Source organism: Bariatricus sp. HCP28S3_F11, assembly GCF_052065395.1.
Taxonomy (GTDB): Bacteria; Bacillota; Clostridia; order Lachnospirales; family Lachnospiraceae; genus Allocoprococcus.
In genome coordinates this window covers 121,109-139,728 of record NZ_JBQHUC010000006.1, presented here as the reverse complement: position 1 = coordinate 139,728, position 18,620 = coordinate 121,109, and the positions used below count along the sequence as shown (strand labels likewise).

The 18,620-nt window shown below is 43.3% G+C and carries 17 protein-coding genes and 1 pseudogene; 4 read left to right on the top strand and 14 right to left on the bottom strand.

Features of this window, described 5'->3' with window-relative positions; genetic code table 11:
- Window positions 1-174: 174 nt before the first annotated feature.
- Together ACTNBR_RS04990 and ACTNBR_RS04985 are read right to left on the bottom strand one after the other, a co-directional pair.
- Window positions 175-1,200 (bottom strand): PfkB family carbohydrate kinase, encoded by a 1,026-nt coding sequence (locus ACTNBR_RS04990; RefSeq protein ID WP_427808166.1) that lies wholly within the window; start codon window positions 1,198-1,200, stop codon window positions 175-177.
- 33 nt (window positions 1,201-1,233) lie between these two features.
- Window positions 1,234-1,845: pseudogene (locus tag ACTNBR_RS04985) on the bottom strand (bifunctional 4-hydroxy-2-oxoglutarate aldolase/2-dehydro-3-deoxy-phosphogluconate aldolase); the annotation flags it as partial.
- A 354-nt stretch (window positions 1,846-2,199) separates the two neighbouring features.
- On the opposite strand from ACTNBR_RS04985, the gene ACTNBR_RS04980 reads away from it, so the two are divergent.
- The gene (locus tag ACTNBR_RS04980) at window positions 2,200-2,961 is read left to right on the top strand and encodes an IclR family transcriptional regulator (protein WP_441016482.1); all 762 of its coding nucleotides are present in this window, start codon (window positions 2,200-2,202) and stop codon (window positions 2,959-2,961) included.
- Between the two features lie 64 nt (window positions 2,962-3,025).
- Here ACTNBR_RS04980 and uxaC read toward each other — a convergent pair whose 3' ends face one another.
- Genes uxaC through uxuA form a run of 3 tightly spaced genes read right to left on the bottom strand, consistent with a single transcriptional unit; the run spans window position 3,026 to window position 7,141 of the window.
- The gene (gene uxaC, locus ACTNBR_RS04975; RefSeq protein ID WP_441016484.1) at window positions 3,026-4,426 is read right to left on the bottom strand and encodes a glucuronate isomerase; all 1,401 of its coding nucleotides are present in this window, start codon (window positions 4,424-4,426) and stop codon (window positions 3,026-3,028) included.
- Between the two features lie 34 nt (window positions 4,427-4,460).
- Entirely contained in the window at window positions 4,461-6,071 is a 1,611-nt protein-coding gene (locus ACTNBR_RS04970; RefSeq protein ID WP_441016487.1) for a mannitol dehydrogenase family protein, read from the bottom strand.
- Entirely contained in the window at window positions 6,071-7,141 is a 1,071-nt protein-coding gene (gene uxuA, locus ACTNBR_RS04965) for a mannonate dehydratase (protein ID WP_441016701.1), read from the bottom strand. Before uxuA ends, ACTNBR_RS04970 begins: the two co-directional genes overlap by 1 nt.
- A 157-nt stretch (window positions 7,142-7,298) precedes the next feature.
- Here uxuA and ACTNBR_RS04960 point away from each other — a divergent pair, with 157 nt between their 5' ends.
- Together ACTNBR_RS04960 and ACTNBR_RS04955 are read left to right on the top strand one after the other, a co-directional pair.
- Window positions 7,299-8,174 (top strand): helix-turn-helix domain-containing protein, encoded by an 876-nt coding sequence (locus ACTNBR_RS04960; RefSeq protein WP_441016490.1) that lies wholly within the window; start codon window positions 7,299-7,301, stop codon window positions 8,172-8,174.
- Between the two features lie 80 nt (window positions 8,175-8,254).
- On the top strand, window positions 8,255-8,482 hold the full coding sequence (locus tag ACTNBR_RS04955; protein WP_441016493.1) for a hypothetical protein: 228 nt from the start codon (window positions 8,255-8,257) through the stop codon (window positions 8,480-8,482).
- Window positions 8,483-8,600: 118 nt separating this feature from the next.
- Here the strand turns inward: ACTNBR_RS04955 and ACTNBR_RS04950 are convergent, their stop codons facing one another.
- The 3 genes from ACTNBR_RS04950 to ACTNBR_RS04940 form a co-directional block, all read right to left on the bottom strand.
- Complete coding sequence (locus tag ACTNBR_RS04950) at window positions 8,601-9,359, bottom strand: phosphotransferase (RefSeq protein ID WP_427808200.1); 759 nt, start codon at window positions 9,357-9,359, stop codon at window positions 8,601-8,603.
- A 55-nt stretch (window positions 9,360-9,414) separates the two neighbouring features.
- The gene (gene adhE, locus ACTNBR_RS04945; protein WP_441016496.1) at window positions 9,415-12,033 is read right to left on the bottom strand and encodes a bifunctional acetaldehyde-CoA/alcohol dehydrogenase; all 2,619 of its coding nucleotides are present in this window, start codon (window positions 12,031-12,033) and stop codon (window positions 9,415-9,417) included.
- 184 nt (window positions 12,034-12,217) lie between these two features.
- Entirely contained in the window at window positions 12,218-12,997 is a 780-nt protein-coding gene (locus ACTNBR_RS04940) for a lysostaphin resistance A-like protein (RefSeq protein WP_441016499.1), read from the bottom strand.
- 246 nt (window positions 12,998-13,243) lie between these two features.
- On the opposite strand from ACTNBR_RS04940, the gene ACTNBR_RS04935 reads away from it, so the two are divergent.
- On the top strand, window positions 13,244-13,888 hold the full coding sequence (locus tag ACTNBR_RS04935; RefSeq protein ID WP_441016502.1) for a hypothetical protein: 645 nt from the start codon (window positions 13,244-13,246) through the stop codon (window positions 13,886-13,888).
- Here ACTNBR_RS04935 and ACTNBR_RS04930 read toward each other — a convergent pair.
- From ACTNBR_RS04930 to ACTNBR_RS04905, 6 genes are all read right to left on the bottom strand, one after another.
- The gene (locus ACTNBR_RS04930; RefSeq protein WP_441016505.1) at window positions 13,817-14,365 is read right to left on the bottom strand and encodes a class II aldolase/adducin family protein; all 549 of its coding nucleotides are present in this window, start codon (window positions 14,363-14,365) and stop codon (window positions 13,817-13,819) included. The genes ACTNBR_RS04935 and ACTNBR_RS04930 overlap by 72 nt on opposite strands.
- A gap of 20 nt (window positions 14,366-14,385) precedes the next feature.
- Window positions 14,386-15,912 (bottom strand): L-rhamnose isomerase, encoded by a 1,527-nt coding sequence (locus ACTNBR_RS04925; protein WP_441016508.1) that lies wholly within the window; start codon window positions 15,910-15,912, stop codon window positions 14,386-14,388.
- Window positions 15,913-16,080: 168 nt separating this feature from the next.
- On the bottom strand, window positions 16,081-16,407 hold the full coding sequence (locus ACTNBR_RS04920) for a helix-turn-helix domain-containing protein (RefSeq protein WP_441016511.1): 327 nt from the start codon (window positions 16,405-16,407) through the stop codon (window positions 16,081-16,083).
- 108 nt (window positions 16,408-16,515) lie between these two features.
- Window positions 16,516-16,845 carry a hypothetical protein gene (locus ACTNBR_RS04915; protein WP_441016514.1) on the bottom strand — a complete coding sequence of 110 codons (330 nt, stop codon included), beginning with the start codon at window positions 16,843-16,845 and terminating at the stop codon, window positions 16,516-16,518.
- A gap of 31 nt (window positions 16,846-16,876) precedes the next feature.
- Window positions 16,877-17,641: an SDR family NAD(P)-dependent oxidoreductase gene (locus ACTNBR_RS04910; RefSeq protein ID WP_441016517.1), complete on the bottom strand. Its 765-nt coding sequence runs from the start codon at window positions 17,639-17,641 to the stop codon at window positions 16,877-16,879.
- Window positions 17,642-17,736: 95 nt separating this feature from the next.
- Window positions 17,737-18,567, bottom strand: coding sequence for an acyltransferase domain-containing protein (locus ACTNBR_RS04905; RefSeq protein WP_441016520.1), 831 nt, complete (start codon window positions 18,565-18,567; stop codon window positions 17,737-17,739).
- Between the last annotated feature and the right edge of the window lie 53 nt (window positions 18,568-18,620).

Here is an 18,620-nt window from a genome sequence, read left to right as displayed (position 1 = left end):
GCAGCGCCCTGAGCCCCCGGAGGGCCTTCCGTCTTATATATTTGCAATTTTCAAGGTTCGTTTGAGCCTGTTTTTTTCGGCCCAGTTTTTCATAGATTACTTGACACTACCAAAAGGGCGTATCCTCTTTCAAAGATACGCCCTTTTTCAAATCATGACAAAAATGGGTTTATATTATCTCTGGACACGTCCGGAAGCATCTCCTCCGGCTAATTTGGCAACTTCGTCCATTGAGACCATATTGTAATCACCCTCGATGGAGTGTTTCAGGCAAGATGCTGCAACTGCAAATTCGATCGTTGCCTGTGCATCGTATCCACTCAGGCATGCTGCGATCAGACCGCCCCCGAAGCTGTCGCCGCCGCCTACACGGTCAACGATATGCATCTTGTACTTTTTACTGAAATAGTAATCTGTTCCGTCGTATAACATAGCAGACCAGTTGTTGTCATTTGCTGAGATAGACTCACGAAGTGTGATTGCTACCTTCTCGAATCCGAAGCGGTCAGCAAGCTGTTTTGCAACATCCTTGTAACCTTCATGGTTTACGGTACCTGCTGTTACGTCTGTATTTGCTGCTTTGATTCCGAATACATCTGCCGCATCTTCTTCGTTTGCGATACATACATCCACATATTTGCAAAGCTCACCCATTACTTCGCCTGCTTTAGCTTTGCTCCAAAGTTTATTTCTGTAGTTCAGGTCGCAGGAAACTTTCACGCCCATTTCTTTTGCTGCTTTACATGCTTCCAGACAGATTGCTGCCACACCGTCGTTCAGTGCCGGTGTAATGCCTGTGAAATGGAACCATTCTGCGCCTTCGAAAATCTTCTTCCAGTCAAAATCTTCCGGAGAAGCTGTATAAATAGAAGATCCTGCACGGTCATAAATGACTTTGGAAGGTCTCTGAGAAGCACCTTTTTCAAGATAGTAGATTCCTACACGATCTCCGCCGCGTGCGATGTAAGATGTATCTACACCGTATCTTCTAAGTGAGTTTACCGCTGCCTGTCCAATCTCATGTGTCGGCAGTTTGGAAACGAATGCTGCATCAAATCCATAGTTTGCAAGGGAAACTGCTACGTTTGCTTCTCCGCCTCCGAATGTTGCGCCAAGCTTGTCAGCCTGCACAAAACGATAATATCCTTCCGGTGCCAGTCTTAACATTAATTCTCCAAATGTGATAACTTTCTTACTCATCTCTTATTTCCCTCTGCTTTCTTTTACGATTTCTACTGCTTCTGCTGCCAGTTCTTTAATCTTGTCAAATTCTCCTGCCGCTACCAAATCTCCCTTTACCATCCAGCTTCCGCCACAGGCAAGAATTCTGTCGTATGCAAGGTAATCTCTTACGTTGTTCTGGTTGATTCCGCCGGTCGGCATGAATTTCACTCCTACATACGGAGCTGCCATAGCTTTGATCATCTTAAGACCGCCTGCCGGTTCTGCCGGGAAGAATTTTACAACATCAAGTCCATTTTCCAGAGCCTGTTCGATATCACTTGGATTCGCACATCCCGGAGTGATCAGAATTCCTTTTTCTACACAATATTTAACGATTCTCGGATTCATTCCAGGGCTTACGATAAATTTCGCTCCTGCTGCAACTGCACGGTCAACCTGCTCTGTTGTAAGCACAGTGCCTGCGCCTACCAGCATTTCCGGAAACTGCTCACTCATAATACGGATGGACTCTTCTGCTGCTGCGGTACGGAATGTAACCTCTGCGCATGAAAGTCCGCCTTCACATAATGCTTTCGCAAGTGGTGCTGCATCTTTGGCATCGTCAAGTACTACGACCGGTACGATACCGATTTCCTGAATTTTTTCTAATACTTCATTCATCTTGATTCTCCTTTTCTTACTTCGATTCTTGTTGCCTTCCAGATTGACCTATTCCCATTTATATTCTTTCGGCCTATGTTTCATATTATGAAACTCAATTTCATAATATGAACTTTTCGTGTCTATGATTATACTCTCTTTCTTCCTATTGTCAAGCGTTAACAGCACTTTTTATTCAATTTTTTTCGTTTCAGTCCATTCCAGGATTTTCAGATTTTTCCCAAAAAACATTTCAAAAAAAATACGATATTTTCCTGTTTACTCTCTCTGACAATCGTGCTACAATTCCACTTAGTACAATTTGATGCGCAGAATATGCAGCACCCCAAGTACAAGAAACGGAGTGAATCTTTCATGGAAGAAAAGAATCCTATCCAGGTATCAGAACGTATCTTCAATACTATAGAATACCTAGCGCAATACGGCCCCATGGGACTTCTGGAACTGAGCAAAGGGTTAAATCTGAACAAAACAACGGTTCATCGCATCTTGAACTCACTGATTTGCATGAATTATGTAAAACAGGATCCTGAAACTTTAAAATACAGCCTTAGTTTTAAGTTCTGCGGAATTGCTAACCAGGTCCTTTCTCAGAACAATATTATCGATCTGGCACATCCTTATATCAAGTCACTTGCAGAGCAGACCGGTGAGACAGTACATCTTGTGGAAATCGACGGCATGAACGCTGTTTATATTGATAAAGTGGAAGCTTCCCAGAATGTTGTACGCCTTGTTTCTATGATTGGGAAAACAATCCCTCTTTTCTCTTCCGGAGTTGGCAAAGCATTGCTGGCCGATATGTCAGACGAGAAAATAAAGAGTATCTGGGAACAAAGTGATATTCACAAACTGACAGAATATACCATTACCGATTTCAATAAATTTATGCATTTGATTCAGGAAATCCGTAAATGCGGGTATTCTCTGGATAATGAAGAAAATGAATTGGGTGTAAGATGTATCGCAGTCTCCCTCAGAAGTTTTCATGGTAAACCCAAATATGCGATCAGCATATCTGCACCAAAAGACCGGATGACGGACGAAGATTTAAAAAGATTCAAACCAATGATCTTAGATACAAAAAAACGAATTCTACAGGAAATGGGGCAATAGATTGGGGGACAGATTCCTTGACTCACATGCGTGTGAGTCAAGGAATCTGTCCCCCTGTCATTAGCTAAAACCCAAAATATCTTACTGCATTATTATAAGAAATATCCTGTACCATGCGTCCCAGTACTTTTTCGTCTGCCGGGTATTCTCCGTTCTCTACCCAGCCTCCGATCAAATTGCACATAATTCTCCTGAAGTATTCATGTCTGGTATAAGACAGAAAACTTCTGGAATCCGTAAGCATGCCAATAAAGTTCCCTAAAAGTCCAAGATTTGCCAGTGATGTCATCTGCTCGATCATTCCCTGCTTATTATCATTGAACCACCAGGCGCTTCCCTGCTGGATTTTTCCGCGGGCCTCTTCGCTTTGGAAGCATCCAATGATTGTTCCGATTGCTGCGTTGTCTGTCGGATTTAAGGAATACAGGATTGTCTTCGGTAATTCATCTGTAATGGCAAGTGCATTCAGATAATCTGCCATTTCAGAAGACGGAGCATAGTTATTGATGCAGTCGATTCCTGCATCCGGTCCCAGTTTTCCGAAGATCATTCCGTTATTGTCACGTTTCACTCCATAATGAAGCTGCATAACCCAGTTTTTCTTATGGTACTCTCTTCCGAGTGCCACCATATATGCGGTCTTAAACTGAAGTTCATCTGCACGGCTGACTGCTTCCCCGCGAAGTCTTTTCGCAAAAATTGCTTCGATTTCTTCTTCCGATGCAGGAGCATACATCACATATTCCAGACCGTGATCCGATACGGAGCATCCGTGCTCTGCGAAATAATCCATACGGATTCTTAGTGCTTCGATCAGAGATGCAAAACTATCAATCTTCACGCCGCTTACTACTTCAAGTTTTTTCAGATATTCCAGATAATCCGTTTTTTCCAGATTCATCGCTTTATCCGGTCTCCATGCAGGCAGTACCCGTACTTCGAAACTCTCATCTGCCGCAATTTTCTCATGCCATTCCAGTGAATCTACCGGATCGTCGGTCGTACATACCAGTGTTACATTAGACTGACGAATCAGATTTCTCGCACTCATGCCGTCCTCCTGAAGTTTTGCATTACAGAGATTCCATACCTCTTCTGCAGTCTCTCCATTTAACGCACCGTAATATCCAAAGTATCTCTGCAGTTCCAGATGGCTCCAGTGATAGAGCGGATTTCCGATTGCTTTTTCCAGTGTTTCTGCCCATTTCTGGAATTTTTCACGATCAGAAGCATCTCCTGTGATGTATTTTTCTTCTACACCGTTGGAACGCATCTGACGCCATTTATAGTGATCACCGCCAAGCCAGACCTGTGTAATGTTTTCAAATTTTCTATCCTCAGCAATTTCCTGCGGATTAATGTGGCAATGGTAATCCAGGATCGGCATCTTTGCCGCATATTCATGATACAATTTCTGTGCTGTCTCAGTTTCAAGCAGGAAATCCTTATCCATAAATGCTTTCATAGTTTTCTACCTGACTTTCTCCAAAATCTCTGAATTATACGTATTTTTTCAAAGTCGCACGCACTGCACCGACTCCTGCTGTCAGTTCCTTAAGATATCCGACAACCATATCTGCAAGACCTGCTTCGTAGAGATCCACTCCAAAGATCTGTTTCATCTTCAGTACCGGTGCAATCGCTGCTTCTACATCCTGATTTTCTTTCAGTTCCAGTCCCGCAACATATGGGCATACGGTATCCAGAAGCGGATCCGGGCTGAGTTCAAATTTATTTCCTTCATCATCTACCGCCATCAGGTAACGAAGCCATCCTGCAAATACCAGCGGGATCAACTTCAGAGATTTCACATCCAGTTCATCAGATGCTTGATAAGCTTTGATTGTCTCTCCGAAACGGATTGCAAGTTTCTGAGAAGTATCGGTTGCGATTCTCTGCGGGGTATCCGGCATAAACGGATTCGGGATACGCACATTCAGTACAGTATCAATGAATTCTTTCGGATCCAGCACACCCGGATTTACAACAACCGGAAGGCCTTCCACATATCCAACAGTTTCTACCAGTTTCTTCAGTTCTGCGTCTTTCATTTCATCGGAAATCTTCTGATATCCAAGTACGCATCCGTAAACAGCAAGTGCTGTGTGAAGCGGATTTAAGCAGGTGCAGACTTTCATCTTTTCTACTTTATCTACAGTTTCTCTTTCTGTAAACATCAGACCGCCTTTTTCCAGTTCCGGTCTTCCGTTCGGGAACGCATCTTCGATTACCAGGTATTCACATTCTTCCGCATTTACAAAAGGAGCCACATAGGTGTTTTTGGAAGTGATAACCGGTTCCAACTCGTCTACACCGTCATTTTTCAGGATCTGCTCTACAGAAGCATCCGGTCTTGGTGTAATCTTATCGATCATAGACCATGGGAAGGTCACTTTATCTTTTGAATTCACATAGGCAAGGAATCCTTCTTCAACAAGTCCGTTTTTGGTCCATGCTTCTGCGAATGCATTTACAGCGGCGTAAAGCTTATCACCATTGTGCGAGCAGTTGTCCATGCTGACCATAGCTACCGGCTTTGCCCCTGCCAGATAACGGGTGTACAATAAAGAAACAACTTTTCCGATATAGCTAGCCGGTTTTTCCGGTCCTTTTGCGAAATCTTCTACAACCGCCGGAAGCATTTCACCTTTTCCATTTACAAGGCTGTAGCCTTTTTCTGTAATTGTGAAGGATACCATCTGAAGAGAATCTTTGCTGAAAATTTCTTTCAGGCGATCGTACTCTGTCGCATTTTCGGAATCAAGAACGCAGGATTCTACAACACTTCCTACCACTGTTTTTTCTACATTTCCATCCGCTTTCAATGTAACGAGAATGCTGTAATCGTCATGAGGTCGATTCATTTTTTCAACAATTTCGTAGTCAAAACCTTCTGCCACGATAAGTCCGCGGTCAAGCACACCTTCATTTAACAGATTCTGAACCACATTTGCCTGGAACGCACGGAAAATGTTTCCTGCTCCAAAATGGATCCAGAATGGATTTTCCTTTGTTGCTTTCGCTACTTTTTCACGATCAAACTTCGGAAGGGCATATCCTTTTTCTTCCCATTCGTTTCTATTTGCAAGTCCGTTTGTACTTAATTTCATTATTTTCTTGCCCCTTTCTCGATTGCTTCCCATAAACCATTCAGATAAGTTGCTCCAAGTGCACGGTCATAAAGTCCGTATCCCGGCATTGCCACTTCATCCCAGATCATACGTCCGTGATCCGGGCGGATCGGTCCGTCAAATCCGATATCGTAGAGAGCTTTCATGATTTCGTACATGTCAAATGTTCCGTCGCTCGAAAGATGAGCTGCCTCTTCAAAGTTGGTCGGGGTGATGAATTTCAAATTGCGGACATGCGCAAAATGAATTCTTCCTTTCAGAGAGCGGATCATATCCGGCAGGTCATTTTCAAGGTTGGTTCCGTAAGAACCTGAGCAGAAGGTTACGCCATTGTGCGGATTGTCCACCATTTCCATCATGCGAAGAATATTCTTCTTGTTAATGATGATACGCGGAAGACCGAACACACTCCATGCCGGATCGTCCGGATGAATTGCCATATTGATATCGTACTTGTCACACACCGGCATGATCTTTTCCAGGAAATACTTCAGGTTTTCAAATAATCTCTCATCGTCTACATCTTTGTAAAGTTCGAACAGCTCTTTCACGTGTTCCATTCTCTCCGGTTCCCATCCCGGCATTACCGTTCCGTTCATATCACCTGCGATGGATTCAAACATTTTCTCCGGATCCAGTGCATCTACTGCTTCCTGTGTGTAGGCAAGCACGGTAGAACCATCCGGACGTACTCTTGCGAGTTCGGTTCTGGTCCAGTCAAATACCGGCATAAAGTTGTAACATACCAGATGAAGATCTTCTTTTCCGAGATTCTCCAACGTCTCGATATAATTTGCAATGTACTGGTCTCTTTCCGGCGCGCCTGTTTTAATTGCATCATGAATATTTACACTTTCAATTCCTGCAATATGAAGGCCGGCCGCTTCCACTTCTTCTTTCATCGCACGGATTCTCTCACGGCTCCACACTTCCCCCGGTGCCGTATCGTAAAGCGTCGTGATTACGCCCGTAACGCCCGGAATCTGGCGGATCTGCTGAAGCGTAACCGTGTCAAATTTGCTTCCGTACCATCTCAGTGTCATTTCCATAATTTTCATACCTTCCTTTTCTGAATCGATGTTTTACTTGTTGATTCTATTATTTTCCCATGCAAAATACCATTGATGAGGTTGCCCTATACATTGCAAAAATTGCGGTTTCATGTTAGACTAAATACAGTACTTCTCATTCGGAAAGGAGACTGTCATGAGAAAGAATTTACAGACCGCTTTCAGTACCAGGCAGTATATGGTAGCACAGGATTTTGAAATCTATTATTATAATGACCAGAACCTGGAAAAAGTAGCCCTGCACTCACACGATTATTATGAATTCTATTTTTTCCTGGAAGGAGATGTCAGTATCCAGATCGGTCAGGAAACATTTCCCATCAAATATGGCGATATTATGCTGATGCCGCCTCACATTCCGCACAAGCCGATCATCCACAGTCACGAAGTCCCTTATCGGCGGTTTGTTTTCTGGATCAGTCAGGAATACTGTAACCATCTGATGCAGCTTTCACCGGACTACGTCTATCTGATGCAATACGTACAGACTTCAAAAACTTATCTTTTCCATAACGACCGGATTACATTCAACAACATTCAGTCACTGATTCTCAGGCTGATCGAGGAAATGCATTCCGAACGTTTCGGGCGGGATGCTCAGATTACCCTGTGTGTGAACGACCTGGTGCTTTGCCTGAACCGTCTGATCTATGTAAGAAATGTTCCAAGCTCGCCGAGTGAAGAACAGGATCTGTACCGTCAGCTCACAGCCTACATCGAAGAGCATCTGGATGAAGACCTGTCGCTTGAAAGGCTGGCTGATCAATTTTATTTAAGCAAATACCATATCGCACATGTTTTCAAAGACAGGATCGGCATATCGATCCACCAGTATATCACGAAAAAAAGACTTGCCCTCTGTAAGGAAGCTATCCTTGGAAATGCTAATATTTCCGAAATTTATCAGACTTACGGATTCGGGGACTACTCCAGCTTTTTCCGGGCATTTAAGAAAGAGTACGGGATTTCGCCAAAAGACTACCGGGATAAGCATCTGGCAAAATATGATTGATGCGTTGTATGCTTTTCTCGGATATGCTATACTTTATCGTGCCAATTACATTAGACTTAATTTAAAGGAGTACAAATTATATGAATCCTATGAATTTATTTCAATTAAAAAAACTCTGGAACGAGTTCACTGCCCGTCATCCAAAGTTTCCGAATTTTATAAAAGCCGTATCCCAAAATGCCATCCAGGAGGGTACGATCCTGGAAATCCAGGTCACCTGCCCTGACGGTAAGAGCTTTGCTTCCAACCTGAAAGTAACTGCCGAAGATCTGGAAATGCTCCAGATGCTCCGGCAGTTACAATCCTGATTTAGAAATATAATACTCCAAAGAAGGCAGCCGAGGCGTACTTGAATTTCCCTCTCTACATTATAAAAAAACGCCCAGACCATATGGTCTGAGCGTTATTTTGATATAATAATAATTCCTACTGGAAGTCAATTACATCGATCCATCTTGAAAGGAATGCTTTCTCTTCTTCAATTCCCTTCGTAAGCTGTACTGCTGCCGCAATCGGAAGCCATTTCTGTACATACTGTTTTGCTGTATCGCTCTTCTTGCAGAACAGATCCAGATACAGATCTGCAAGTTTCTGATTCTTTAATGCAAACTGCAGATACGTGATCGCAGCATCCCCACTTGCATTTCCCTGTGTAGCATGTGACCAGTCTACGATGGTCATGGTTCCGTCTTCTGCTACGATTACGTTGCTCGGGTTGAAATCGCCGTGGCAGAGCTTGGTATGCTTCGGCATAGAATCCAGTCTGGTCTGAAGCTCATAACGTGTTGTAGCATCAACAGTTTCTTTCAGAGTTTCAATCTTACGTGCGAATTTATCCTTCTGAAGCGTCAGACGCGGAGCTTTTTTTGCATGCATGGTAAGCTGAAGATCCACAAACTGCTCCATGTATTTTTCCATATTGACCGGATCATTTTCCATGATCTCTTCCATGGTCTTTCCTTCTACATATTCAATCTTAAGAGCCCACTCTCCGTCAATCTGGGTTACTTCCAGAACCTTTGGAATGTTCAGTCCGCTTTCTTCCACACGTGCCTGGCACAGAGCTTCGTTAAATACATTTGCTTTTCCGTGTTCCGGTGTGAACACTTTTATGATCTGATCCCCTTCTCTATAAACAACCTTATACGGACGGGTTACAACTACATCTTTATTCATTACATTCATGGTAGACATCCTTTCTTTTAAACTGATTTATACGTCTAAAAATATCTGCATTTACCTATTTGTTTTCTGTACCATAGTAAGCTTTCAGATAGATTTCTTTCAGCTCTGACATCAGCGGGTATCTCGGGTTCGCACCTGTACACTGGTCGTTAAATGCCTGCTCTACCATGTCATCCAGAGTATCCAGGAAATATTTCTCATCTACACCGTAATCCTTGATCGTCGGTTTGATCTCGATCGTTCTCATCAGGTCTTCCAGTTTAGCAAGAAGTTTTTCAAATACTTCCTGATCGTTCTTTCCGGTCAGACCTACAAAACGTCCGATTTCAGCATAACGCGCCAGTGTGTGCGGATACTGATACTGAGAGAATGTACCCATCTTTGTCGGTACCTCAGCACTATTATAACGCATTACTTCTGTAAGTACCAGCGCATTTGCAATACCATGCGGCAGGTGATGGAATGCACCTAATTTGTGAGCAAGTGAGTGGTTTACACCAAGGAATGCATTTGCAAATGCCATACCGGCCATGCAGGATGCATTTGCCATATGATCTCTTGCTTCCACATCATTTCCGTCTTTGTATGCGCGCGGCAGGTAATCAAACACGAGCTTGATTGCCTTCAGTGCAAGGCTGTCTGTATAATCGGAAGCCATAATAGAAACATAAGCTTCGATTGCATGTGTCATTACGTCGATACCTGACGCACAGGTAAGTCCTTTCGGAGCACTCATCATATTGTCTGTGTCAACGATTGCCATGTTCGGCATCAGTTCGTAGTCAGCAAGCGGCCATTTGATTCCGGTCTCTTTATCTGTGATGATTGCAAATGGTGTTACTTCTGAACCGGTACCTGAAGAAGTCGGGATCGCAACGAAATATGCTTTTTTACCCATCTTCGGGAAGGTGTAGATTCTCTTGCGGATGTCCATGAAGTCCATTGCCATATCGTCGAAGTCTGCATCCGGATTTTCATAAAGAACCCACATAACTTTTCCGGCATCCATAGCGGAACCACCACCAAGTGCAATAATGCAGTCCGGCTCAAATGCACGCATTGCTGCTGCACCGGCTTTAGCGGATGCAAGGGACGGATCCGGTTCTACATCAGAGAAGCATGTATGAACAATTCCCATCTGGTCTAATTTATCTTCAATCTGTTTTGTATATCCGTTTTTGTAAAGGAAAGAGTCCGTTACGATGAAGCAGCGTTTCTTGCCCATAACGGTTCCGAGTTCATCCAGGGCAACCGGCATACATCCTTTCTTGAAGTAAACTTTTTCAGGTGTTCTCATCCAGAGCATGTTTTCTCTCCTTTCAGCAACGGTCTTGACATTGATTAAGTGTTTTACTCCAACGTTTTCAGAAACAGAGTTTCCTCCCCATGAACCACATCCAAGTGTCAGAGATGGAGCCAGCTTGAAGTTGTAAAGGTCTCCGATACCGCCATGAGAAGAAGGAGTATTCACAAGAATACGGCATGTCTTCATTGCTGCAGCATGTTTTGCCATTTTTTCTTTTTCGTTCGTATTAATGTACAGAGAAGATGTATGTCCATATCCGCCATCTGCAACAAGCTGTTCTGCCTTGGCAAGTGCTTCGTCAAATGTTTTTGCCTTGTACATTGCAAGTACCGGAGACAGTTTTTCATGTGCAAATTCTTCACTGATATCTACAGATTCCACTTCACCGATCAGGATCTTCGTCTCTGCCGGAACAGTCACGCCGGCCATCTCTGCAATCTTGGCAGCCTTCTGACCAACGATTTTCGCATTCAGTGCGCCGTTGATGATGATCGTTTTTCTAACCTTCTCGATCTCGTCGCCTTTCAGGAAGTAGCATCCTCTGTATTCAAACTCATCTCTGACCTGTTTGTAAATGCTCTCCAGTACCGTCACTGACTGCTCAGAAGCACAGATCATACCATTGTCAAATGTTTTGGAATGGATGATGGAGTTCACTGCCAGACGGATATCTGCTGTCTCATCAATAATAACCGGAGTATTTCCTGCTCCGACACCAAGTGCCGGTTTTCCTGAAGAGTAAGCAGCCTTAACCATTCCCGGACCACCTGTAGCAAGAATGATATCAGCATCCCGCATAACCATATTGGTAAGTTCCAGACTCGGAGCGTCGATCCAGCCGATGATTCCTTCCGGTGCACCTGCTTTTACTGCCGCTTCCAGAACAAGCTTTGCAGCAGCAATCGTAGATGCTTTTGCACGCGGATGCGGGCTGATAATGATTGCATTTCTTGTCTTCAATGCGATCAATGTCTTAAAGATTGCTGTTGAAGTCGGGTTTGTGGTCGGAATAACTGCGGCAACAAGGCCGATCGGTTCTGCAATTTTTTTAATTCCGTATATCGGATCTTCTTCGATCACACCGCAGGTCTTTGTATTTTTATAAGCGTTGTAAATATACTCTGATGCATAATGATTCTTGATTACTTTGTCTTCTACGATACCCATTCCGGTCTCTGCAACTGCCATTTTTGCAAGTGGGATACGGGCCTTATCTGCTGCTGTAGCCGCAGCCTTGAAAATCTTGTCTACCTGCTCCTGTGTATAAGTAGCAAAGACTTTCTGTGCTTCCTTCATCGCTTTCATTTTCGCTTCCAGCGCTTCCGGGTTGTCGATTATGGTTGGGATGTTGGTTTCCTGATTTGCCATTTTGAATCCTCCTGTAATGAAATAATGGAATCATAGTAGTTTGCTTATTGTTAATTAATTAACAATCTTTATAATGCTATTATATTGGATTCTATTTCTTTTGTCAACACAAATTGTTAAATAAATAACGATTTCAACATTGTGCATAATCAAACGCCAAAATCGCATAAAACACACAGCATATTTACCATTCTTTTTGTATCTGCATTATTCCCCACAGCCCGTATCCGGCAAGGATCAGCTCCAGAATAAGAAGGATTCTACCCAGACTGTCCGGAACAGAAAAGAGCATAAGTCCATATCCCCACATATTAAAAACAATATGAAGTGCAATCCCCGCCGCCAATGTGTCATATTTTCTTACCACATAACCGATCAATACTCCGATAACCCCGGCACAGATTCCCTGCGCCAGATTCAGATGGTAAATACCGAACAGTATCGCCTGCAAAAGATTCGCGATCCAGAACGCCAATCCTGCCTTTTCAAAATAATGGTGAATCAAACCGCGGAAAATCAGTTCCTCCACAATCGGAGCAAGAAGAACCGTATATATAATAATAGGGAGAGACATCGTTCCCATTCCCGAATTTCCGAGTAGCTGTTCATAATCTTCCAACGCCTTTGGAAGGAGAATTTGTATGGCAATCATCATAAGGCTGCTGATTCCCTGGACCCCGATTCCGACTGCCGCCAGGTAAAGCGGTGCTCTTCGAACTTTCCCTACATCCTGCACCGGGGAAAACCGGTATCCTGTCTCGAACCGATACCAGATTCCGATCAGCATGATCAAGATCAATGTGATCGGCACTGCATTAACTGCAAGTGTCGGAGCTGTTCCCAGAATCTGATATGACATGATATTCATCAGCGACTGAAGCATCAGTACTGCCGGCAATACCAGAAATCCCAATACAAACGCCGTCACCCTCTGCTTCCATGATTTATATTTCCTATTCTTCACACGCCAAGTCTCCTTTCATACTTCCTCGGTATCCCGTCATATAGCGGTTCATATTATCCGTTATTTTATCACCTTTTTTCCACTCGTACAACGCCAATTTCTATACAGTCGTATCCTCTGATTCTTATGGATTCCACCCGCGGGAACATTGACTGTACCTCCCGCAAATGTTATAATGTATCATAATACAAAGCACCACTGAAATGAATTCATCATACAGTCTATTTAAGAATCAGGGGGCTGTCTATGTCCAAAGAAAATTATTTTCAAAAAGCACTATCCAATTTTACATTTGAAGTAGCAAGCGACGGTGCCATCCGCCATCTGGCCGGGCACGGATATACCGTCCCCCAGATATCCAAAAAGCTTAATTTTCCCACACCTTATGAACGGATTCAGCGAATCGTATGGGAATCGATGCTGGACAACCGCATACTTCTTCTGGAAGAGCCCGGAAATGCAGGCATTCACAAAAAAATCTCCTACATTCAGGATAGGGACAGCTACGGAAGAACCAGCTTCCGTCAGGTTATTGTCAGTGAAGCTACGCTGCCGGAGATTCATTGGACTACCTATACTTATGATCCCGATACGCATGGTCCACTTTCCGACTTACTTTCCGCAAAATATGCTACAAATTCTGAAGATGCCTATGCATCCTGCGATTTCGGTCTGCGGCTTTTGAAAGATCCTGCAGGATTCTCAGACTCTCTCAAGGTTCTGGAGGAAAATCAAAGAGAGTATATCCTCGGTCTTCCCTGGGTAAGCTCCGTCGTCTACCACCGGCTCGATTTGCGGATGCGGACGATTCTTGTCAGATTATATGAAAATGACCTCTATCAGGGATGCTGTTATTTTGGAACAACCGGCGAGAAAGTTATTTTGAACTGAATTGCCGGAAAGCTTTTTTATCTTTAGGGTAAGTGCAATGACGTTCGTTGTATGTGCATGGTAAATGACTCTGTGCGCACCATTGGTTGCCAACTTTTTCACTTCATGATTCATAAGATGGCTAGGCAGTTCACTGGTCGGTCTTCCTCCGTTTACCAGGCCCCAGCAGATTCTGTAATTTTCACCTTTTTCATCCAATTCTATGATACAGATGCTGTCTTCCGGATCCAGGATGACGTTGCGGAAATATTTTCCGCTTCCTGTTACCATGAAGAATTCTCCTGCCAATTCAGGCACAGAAGTTCCGATTTCTTTCCATTCTCCGTCAAGACTGAGATATTCTTTTACTTCTTCAACCTCTTCCTCTTTCATGCGGTAAGACAGGTTTCCGCCATTTCTCTCATGCCATCCCTGCTCCCATCCGTCATTACACATACGAATAAATCCCTGTACAAATTTTACATCCATAATACTCATAATCTTTTCTCCTTCCAAATTTAGTTTCTCTTGCTGAGTACTTCTGCTTCGTATTTTTCTACTTCTTCAAACCAGCCTTCAGATGCCACACCACATCTTCTGCAGTATTCTTCCCAGACATCTCCCAGCGGAAGTGTCTTGATTTCTTCCTGGAGCACCATTTTCTTAGACATCTGATTCGTATCCTGAAGTTCTTTAAGCATCTCGTTTGGTGTGCAAAGGGCATTTAAGAGTGCTTTCTGGAAACTTCTGAATCCGGTTACCCATGCAGAAATACGGTTAATGGATGCATCAAAGTAATCCAGTGCGATATAAGTACGTTCTATACCTCTTTCGCAGCAGACAATTTCTTTTGCGATTTCTTTTGTCTCATCATCAAACAGAACCACATGGTCGGAATCCCAGCGAATCGGCCGTGTCACATGCAAAGCAATCTCCGGGAAAAATGTAAGTAATGCCGGAATTTTATCTGAGACAACTTCTGTCGGATGATAATGTCCGTTATCCATAAGCGGCAGGCATTTATCAATATTTGCCGCTGCATAGCTGAGTGCATATTCTGCGGATCCCACCGTATAAGCCTCGACTCCGATACCAAACACCTTAGACTCTACACATGGTTTTAACATCTTTGGATCGTATGGTTCAGAAAGGCTCTCATCAATTGATTCTTTATAGCGCACTCTCGGTCCCATACGGTCCGCTGGGATATCCTTGTATCCATCGCCTGTCCAGATATTCATAACACATGGGATTCCTGTCTGCTCAGCAAAGTAAGAGGAAATACGTACGCATGCTTTTCCATGCTCGATCCAGAATCTTCTCGTCTCTTCATCCGGACTGGACAGCGTCAGACCGTCTTTCACCTTATCATGTGAGAAAAATGTCGGGTTAAAGTCCAATCCCATTCCTCTCTCTTTTGCGAAATCAACCCATTTCTGGAAATGCTTTGGTTCCAGTTTGTCACGGTCTGCAAATTCACCGTTTTCAAAAATTGCATAGCATGCATGCACATTGATTTTTTTCTTTCCCGGCATAGACAATGGAAGGAACATCTCAGAAGGATATCCAAGACTTTGGATGAAAGCTTCATCCCATTGTTTATAAAATGGATTCACAAGTTGTGTCGATGTTCCGTTCGTATACTCCGACAATTTATTTCCGGTCAATAAGAACTGGAAATAATCCGGCAGCATCAAAAATGTCTTTGCTTTTTCCAAAAGTTCCAGTGTGTTCTGTTTCACAGCCATAAGCTGGTAAACGGTATTAAAGATCTGTTTCTGGATTCCGGTCTTCTGATATAATTCCGGCTCCGGAATGGTCTTGTATACTTCCGTATCCATTCCTGTTGTCCGACCGTCCCGATAGCCATATGTGTCTCCAAGGATCTGATCATTTTCATCCAACAGTACATAATCGACCGCCCATGTATCAATGGACATACTTACCGGAATTTTCCCGATCTCTTTACACTTTTTCATTCCTGCCACAATTTCCGAAAACAATCTCCGGACATCCCATAACTTTTTCCCGTCCCGGATGGTCATTTCATTTTCTCCTTTCTTTTTCCCTTCCTGTTAAGGTAAATATATCAAAAATCATTTTGATATTTTAGATTCTGTTTTGACCAAAAAACTGTCCTTATTTTCCATTATGCAAAGCAAAAAAATAAACAGAACCGGTGTCTGTCACCCATTCTGTTTATTTATCTTTTGCTAAATTCTTATTGTACGATCGTTCTTATGCTCCAACCTGTATTTTCTCGGCGTCATTCCATACCGTTCTTTGAACTTACGGCAAAAATAGCTTTGGTTCTCATATCCTACAGCTACCGCAATCTCTTCAATCGGAAGATCCGATTCTACCAGCAGCATGACTGCCTTCTGGAATCTCTTGCGCTGCAGCAGCTCCTGAAATGTAAATCCTGTGGTCTGTTTAATCATTTTACTCAGCACCGAGAGCGACTGGTGAAAATCTTCTGCGATTTTCGACAGCGTTGCCGTCTTATACCAGGTATCGATGTAAGATAACGTTGACTGCACAACCACCTCCTTATAGCTCTGTGAGGAACTCTGTGTCAGACAATCAACATGGCGCAGAAGATACAGAAAAACGATCCCCATGGAATATTGATTGATGCTGTCTTCATTCTACTCATCATTCAGCATGGAACTGATCATATTTTCCATGAGGTTCTCAATTGCCTGATTCTCTCCCAGTCGGAACACCAGATAATGGGTGATCGTTCCCTGACACACATACATAATTTCAATGTAATTATGCCGATGGGCCGGGAAATCGATAAACCGGCTGTGCAGGCGCACCGTAATCAGACGTCCCTCTTTCAGGAAACGGTTACGATCAATTTCAAATTTAATTTCACTGGTATAAAGTTCTTTGTTGACAGTCGCATTTCCGTCCAGATAGCTCTGTTCTTCCGGAGATATCTCCTGCATTTTCCTGATTAATTCGGGGTTCATGATTTCCCGTCGCCTCTCTGTCCGAGATTGATTATAATGTTCCTCCGAAATCGGTCCAGATTGCCTGACCCGTAATCGCGCGTGACTCATCGCTTGCAAGGAACAACAGAATATTTGCAACATCATCCGGCATACACGGCTGAACTCTAAGATCACTGTGTTTTGCCATCTGTCCCATCATATCCGGGTCAAGAGTTGTCGGATCGGTTCCTGCAACCATAGGTGTCACGATCGTACCCGGACACACTGCATTACAACGGATATTGGTTCCCGCAAAACGGAGAGCTGTATGGCGTGTCACACCAATCACAGCTGCTTTGGAAGATACGTAAGCTGCTCCGCCGCATCCCATTACACCTGCAATAGAAGCCACATTTACGATAGAGCCGTAACCGGTCTTTGACATTTCTGCTGTAGCGGCGCGCATGCAGTACATGGTTCCTTTCTGATTGATCTCTACGATCCGGTCCAGATCTTCATCTTTGAATCGATCAATCGGCTTCAGGCCTTCTTCAAGAACTCCTGCATTATTGATCAGGATATCTACTTTTCCATATGCCTCAACAGCTTTTGCTACTAGCTTGTCAGCATCTCCTTTTTTGGAAATGTCTGTTACAACCGGAAGGACTTCTCCTCCTGCTTCGCGGATTGCATCAGCAACATCCTTAAGCTGCGCTTCTCTGCGGGCACTGATCACAACTTTTGCACCTTCTTTTGCAAAAAGTTTTGCTGTCGCAGCACCTACTCCGGAATTTCCTCCAGTAATGATAGCTACTTTTCCTTCTAATCGGCTCATTTCATCGCCCTCCTCTTTGTTATTTTTTTAACATATAGTTAATTATAACCGTTCTCTTACAGCAGGTCAATCTGTTTTTTCCAATGCTTAATTTATCATTCTGCCATTTCCATCCTTGATTTTCTTCGGAAAAATCCGACTCCGATTCCGATGTCCTTTCCGGAAAGGATATATTCTTTTGCCCGTTTCTGAAGTACGGTGACTTCCGGATAATTCTCTTTATCTTCCCTGACCTCCGCAAAAATACGCTGTTCTGCCTGCGGAAAACGATGATGTATATTTACAATTTCAAACAGATTCTGGAACTGTATAATATTACTTGTTTCCGGCAGTATCTCCTTAAGCGCCGGTGCAAGAAGCCAGGAATCACAAACATATGCTTCATAGCTTTCTCCGAAGAATTCTTCAGCCTGCCGGAACGATTTTCTGCACTCTGTAATATCCAGTTTCTCACCTGCCGGGATATGTACATTGAGCACTTTCGTACCAACTTCCAGCTTTTCGCTCTTTCCTGTCATATCTTCCTGAAGTGTCATAGGTTCAAACTGGATTCTGCCCAGACGGAACAACCTCATCTTAATAGAAAATGCAATCCATCCGGCTTCATTTATTCCGTAGACACCGTATTTTCTTTTGCATTCCTCACACCAGATCGTAATATCATAAAACGTATCCACAAATATTTTTTCTGCTATGCCCTGTCTCTTATATTCTTCATATACTTCCAATGCCAATTTCAAATAAAAAGAGAGAAGCCACTGCAGATGATTCTCACTTTCTTTCCATTCTCTCAGAAATGCTCTCGTATCTTTGTAAAACAGATCTTTCTTTTCATTATACATTTCCTCCTCCAGGAGAAATCTGACTACTGTCTCTTGCGCTTCCTCCGGGAGACGAATCTTATTCATAAGTTCTTGTATTTCCATACCTAATGTCCCTCTTTCGTTTGCATTTCATATTTATTAAATCAGACTTTCCC

Excerpts from the sequence above, each read along its gene's own strand:
- ACTNBR_RS04990 (WP_427808166.1), bottom strand. The coding sequence starts at position 1,200 with ATGAGTAAGAAAGTTATCACATTTGGAGAATTAATGTTAAGACTGGCA.
- ACTNBR_RS04980 (WP_441016482.1), top strand. The coding sequence starts at position 2,200 with ATGGAAGAAAAGAATCCTATCCAGGTATCAGAACGTATCTTCAATACT.
- uxaC (WP_441016484.1), bottom strand. The coding sequence starts at position 4,426 with ATGAAAGCATTTATGGATAAGGATTTCCTGCTTGAAACTGAGACAGCA.
- ACTNBR_RS04970 (WP_441016487.1), bottom strand. The coding sequence starts at position 6,071 with ATGAAATTAAGTACAAACGGACTTGCAAATAGAAACGAATGGGAAGAA.
- uxuA (WP_441016701.1), bottom strand. The coding sequence starts at position 7,141 with ATGGAAATGACACTGAGATGGTACGGAAGCAAATTTGACACGGTTACG.
- ACTNBR_RS04960 (WP_441016490.1), top strand. The coding sequence starts at position 7,299 with ATGAGAAAGAATTTACAGACCGCTTTCAGTACCAGGCAGTATATGGTA.
- ACTNBR_RS04955 (WP_441016493.1), top strand. The coding sequence starts at position 8,255 with ATGAATCCTATGAATTTATTTCAATTAAAAAAACTCTGGAACGAGTTC.
- ACTNBR_RS04950 (WP_427808200.1), bottom strand. The coding sequence starts at position 9,359 with ATGAATGTAATGAATAAAGATGTAGTTGTAACCCGTCCGTATAAGGTT.
- adhE (WP_441016496.1), bottom strand. The coding sequence starts at position 12,033 with ATGGCAAATCAGGAAACCAACATCCCAACCATAATCGACAACCCGGAA.
- ACTNBR_RS04935 (WP_441016502.1), top strand. The coding sequence starts at position 13,244 with ATGTCCAAAGAAAATTATTTTCAAAAAGCACTATCCAATTTTACATTT.
- ACTNBR_RS04930 (WP_441016505.1), bottom strand. The coding sequence starts at position 14,365 with ATGAGTATTATGGATGTAAAATTTGTACAGGGATTTATTCGTATGTGT.
- ACTNBR_RS04925 (WP_441016508.1), bottom strand. The coding sequence starts at position 15,912 with ATGACCATCCGGGACGGGAAAAAGTTATGGGATGTCCGGAGATTGTTT.
- ACTNBR_RS04915 (WP_441016514.1), bottom strand. The coding sequence starts at position 16,845 with ATGAACCCCGAATTAATCAGGAAAATGCAGGAGATATCTCCGGAAGAA.
- ACTNBR_RS04910 (WP_441016517.1), bottom strand. The coding sequence starts at position 17,641 with ATGAGCCGATTAGAAGGAAAAGTAGCTATCATTACTGGAGGAAATTCC.
- ACTNBR_RS04905 (WP_441016520.1), bottom strand. The coding sequence starts at position 18,567 with ATGGAAATACAAGAACTTATGAATAAGATTCGTCTCCCGGAGGAAGCG.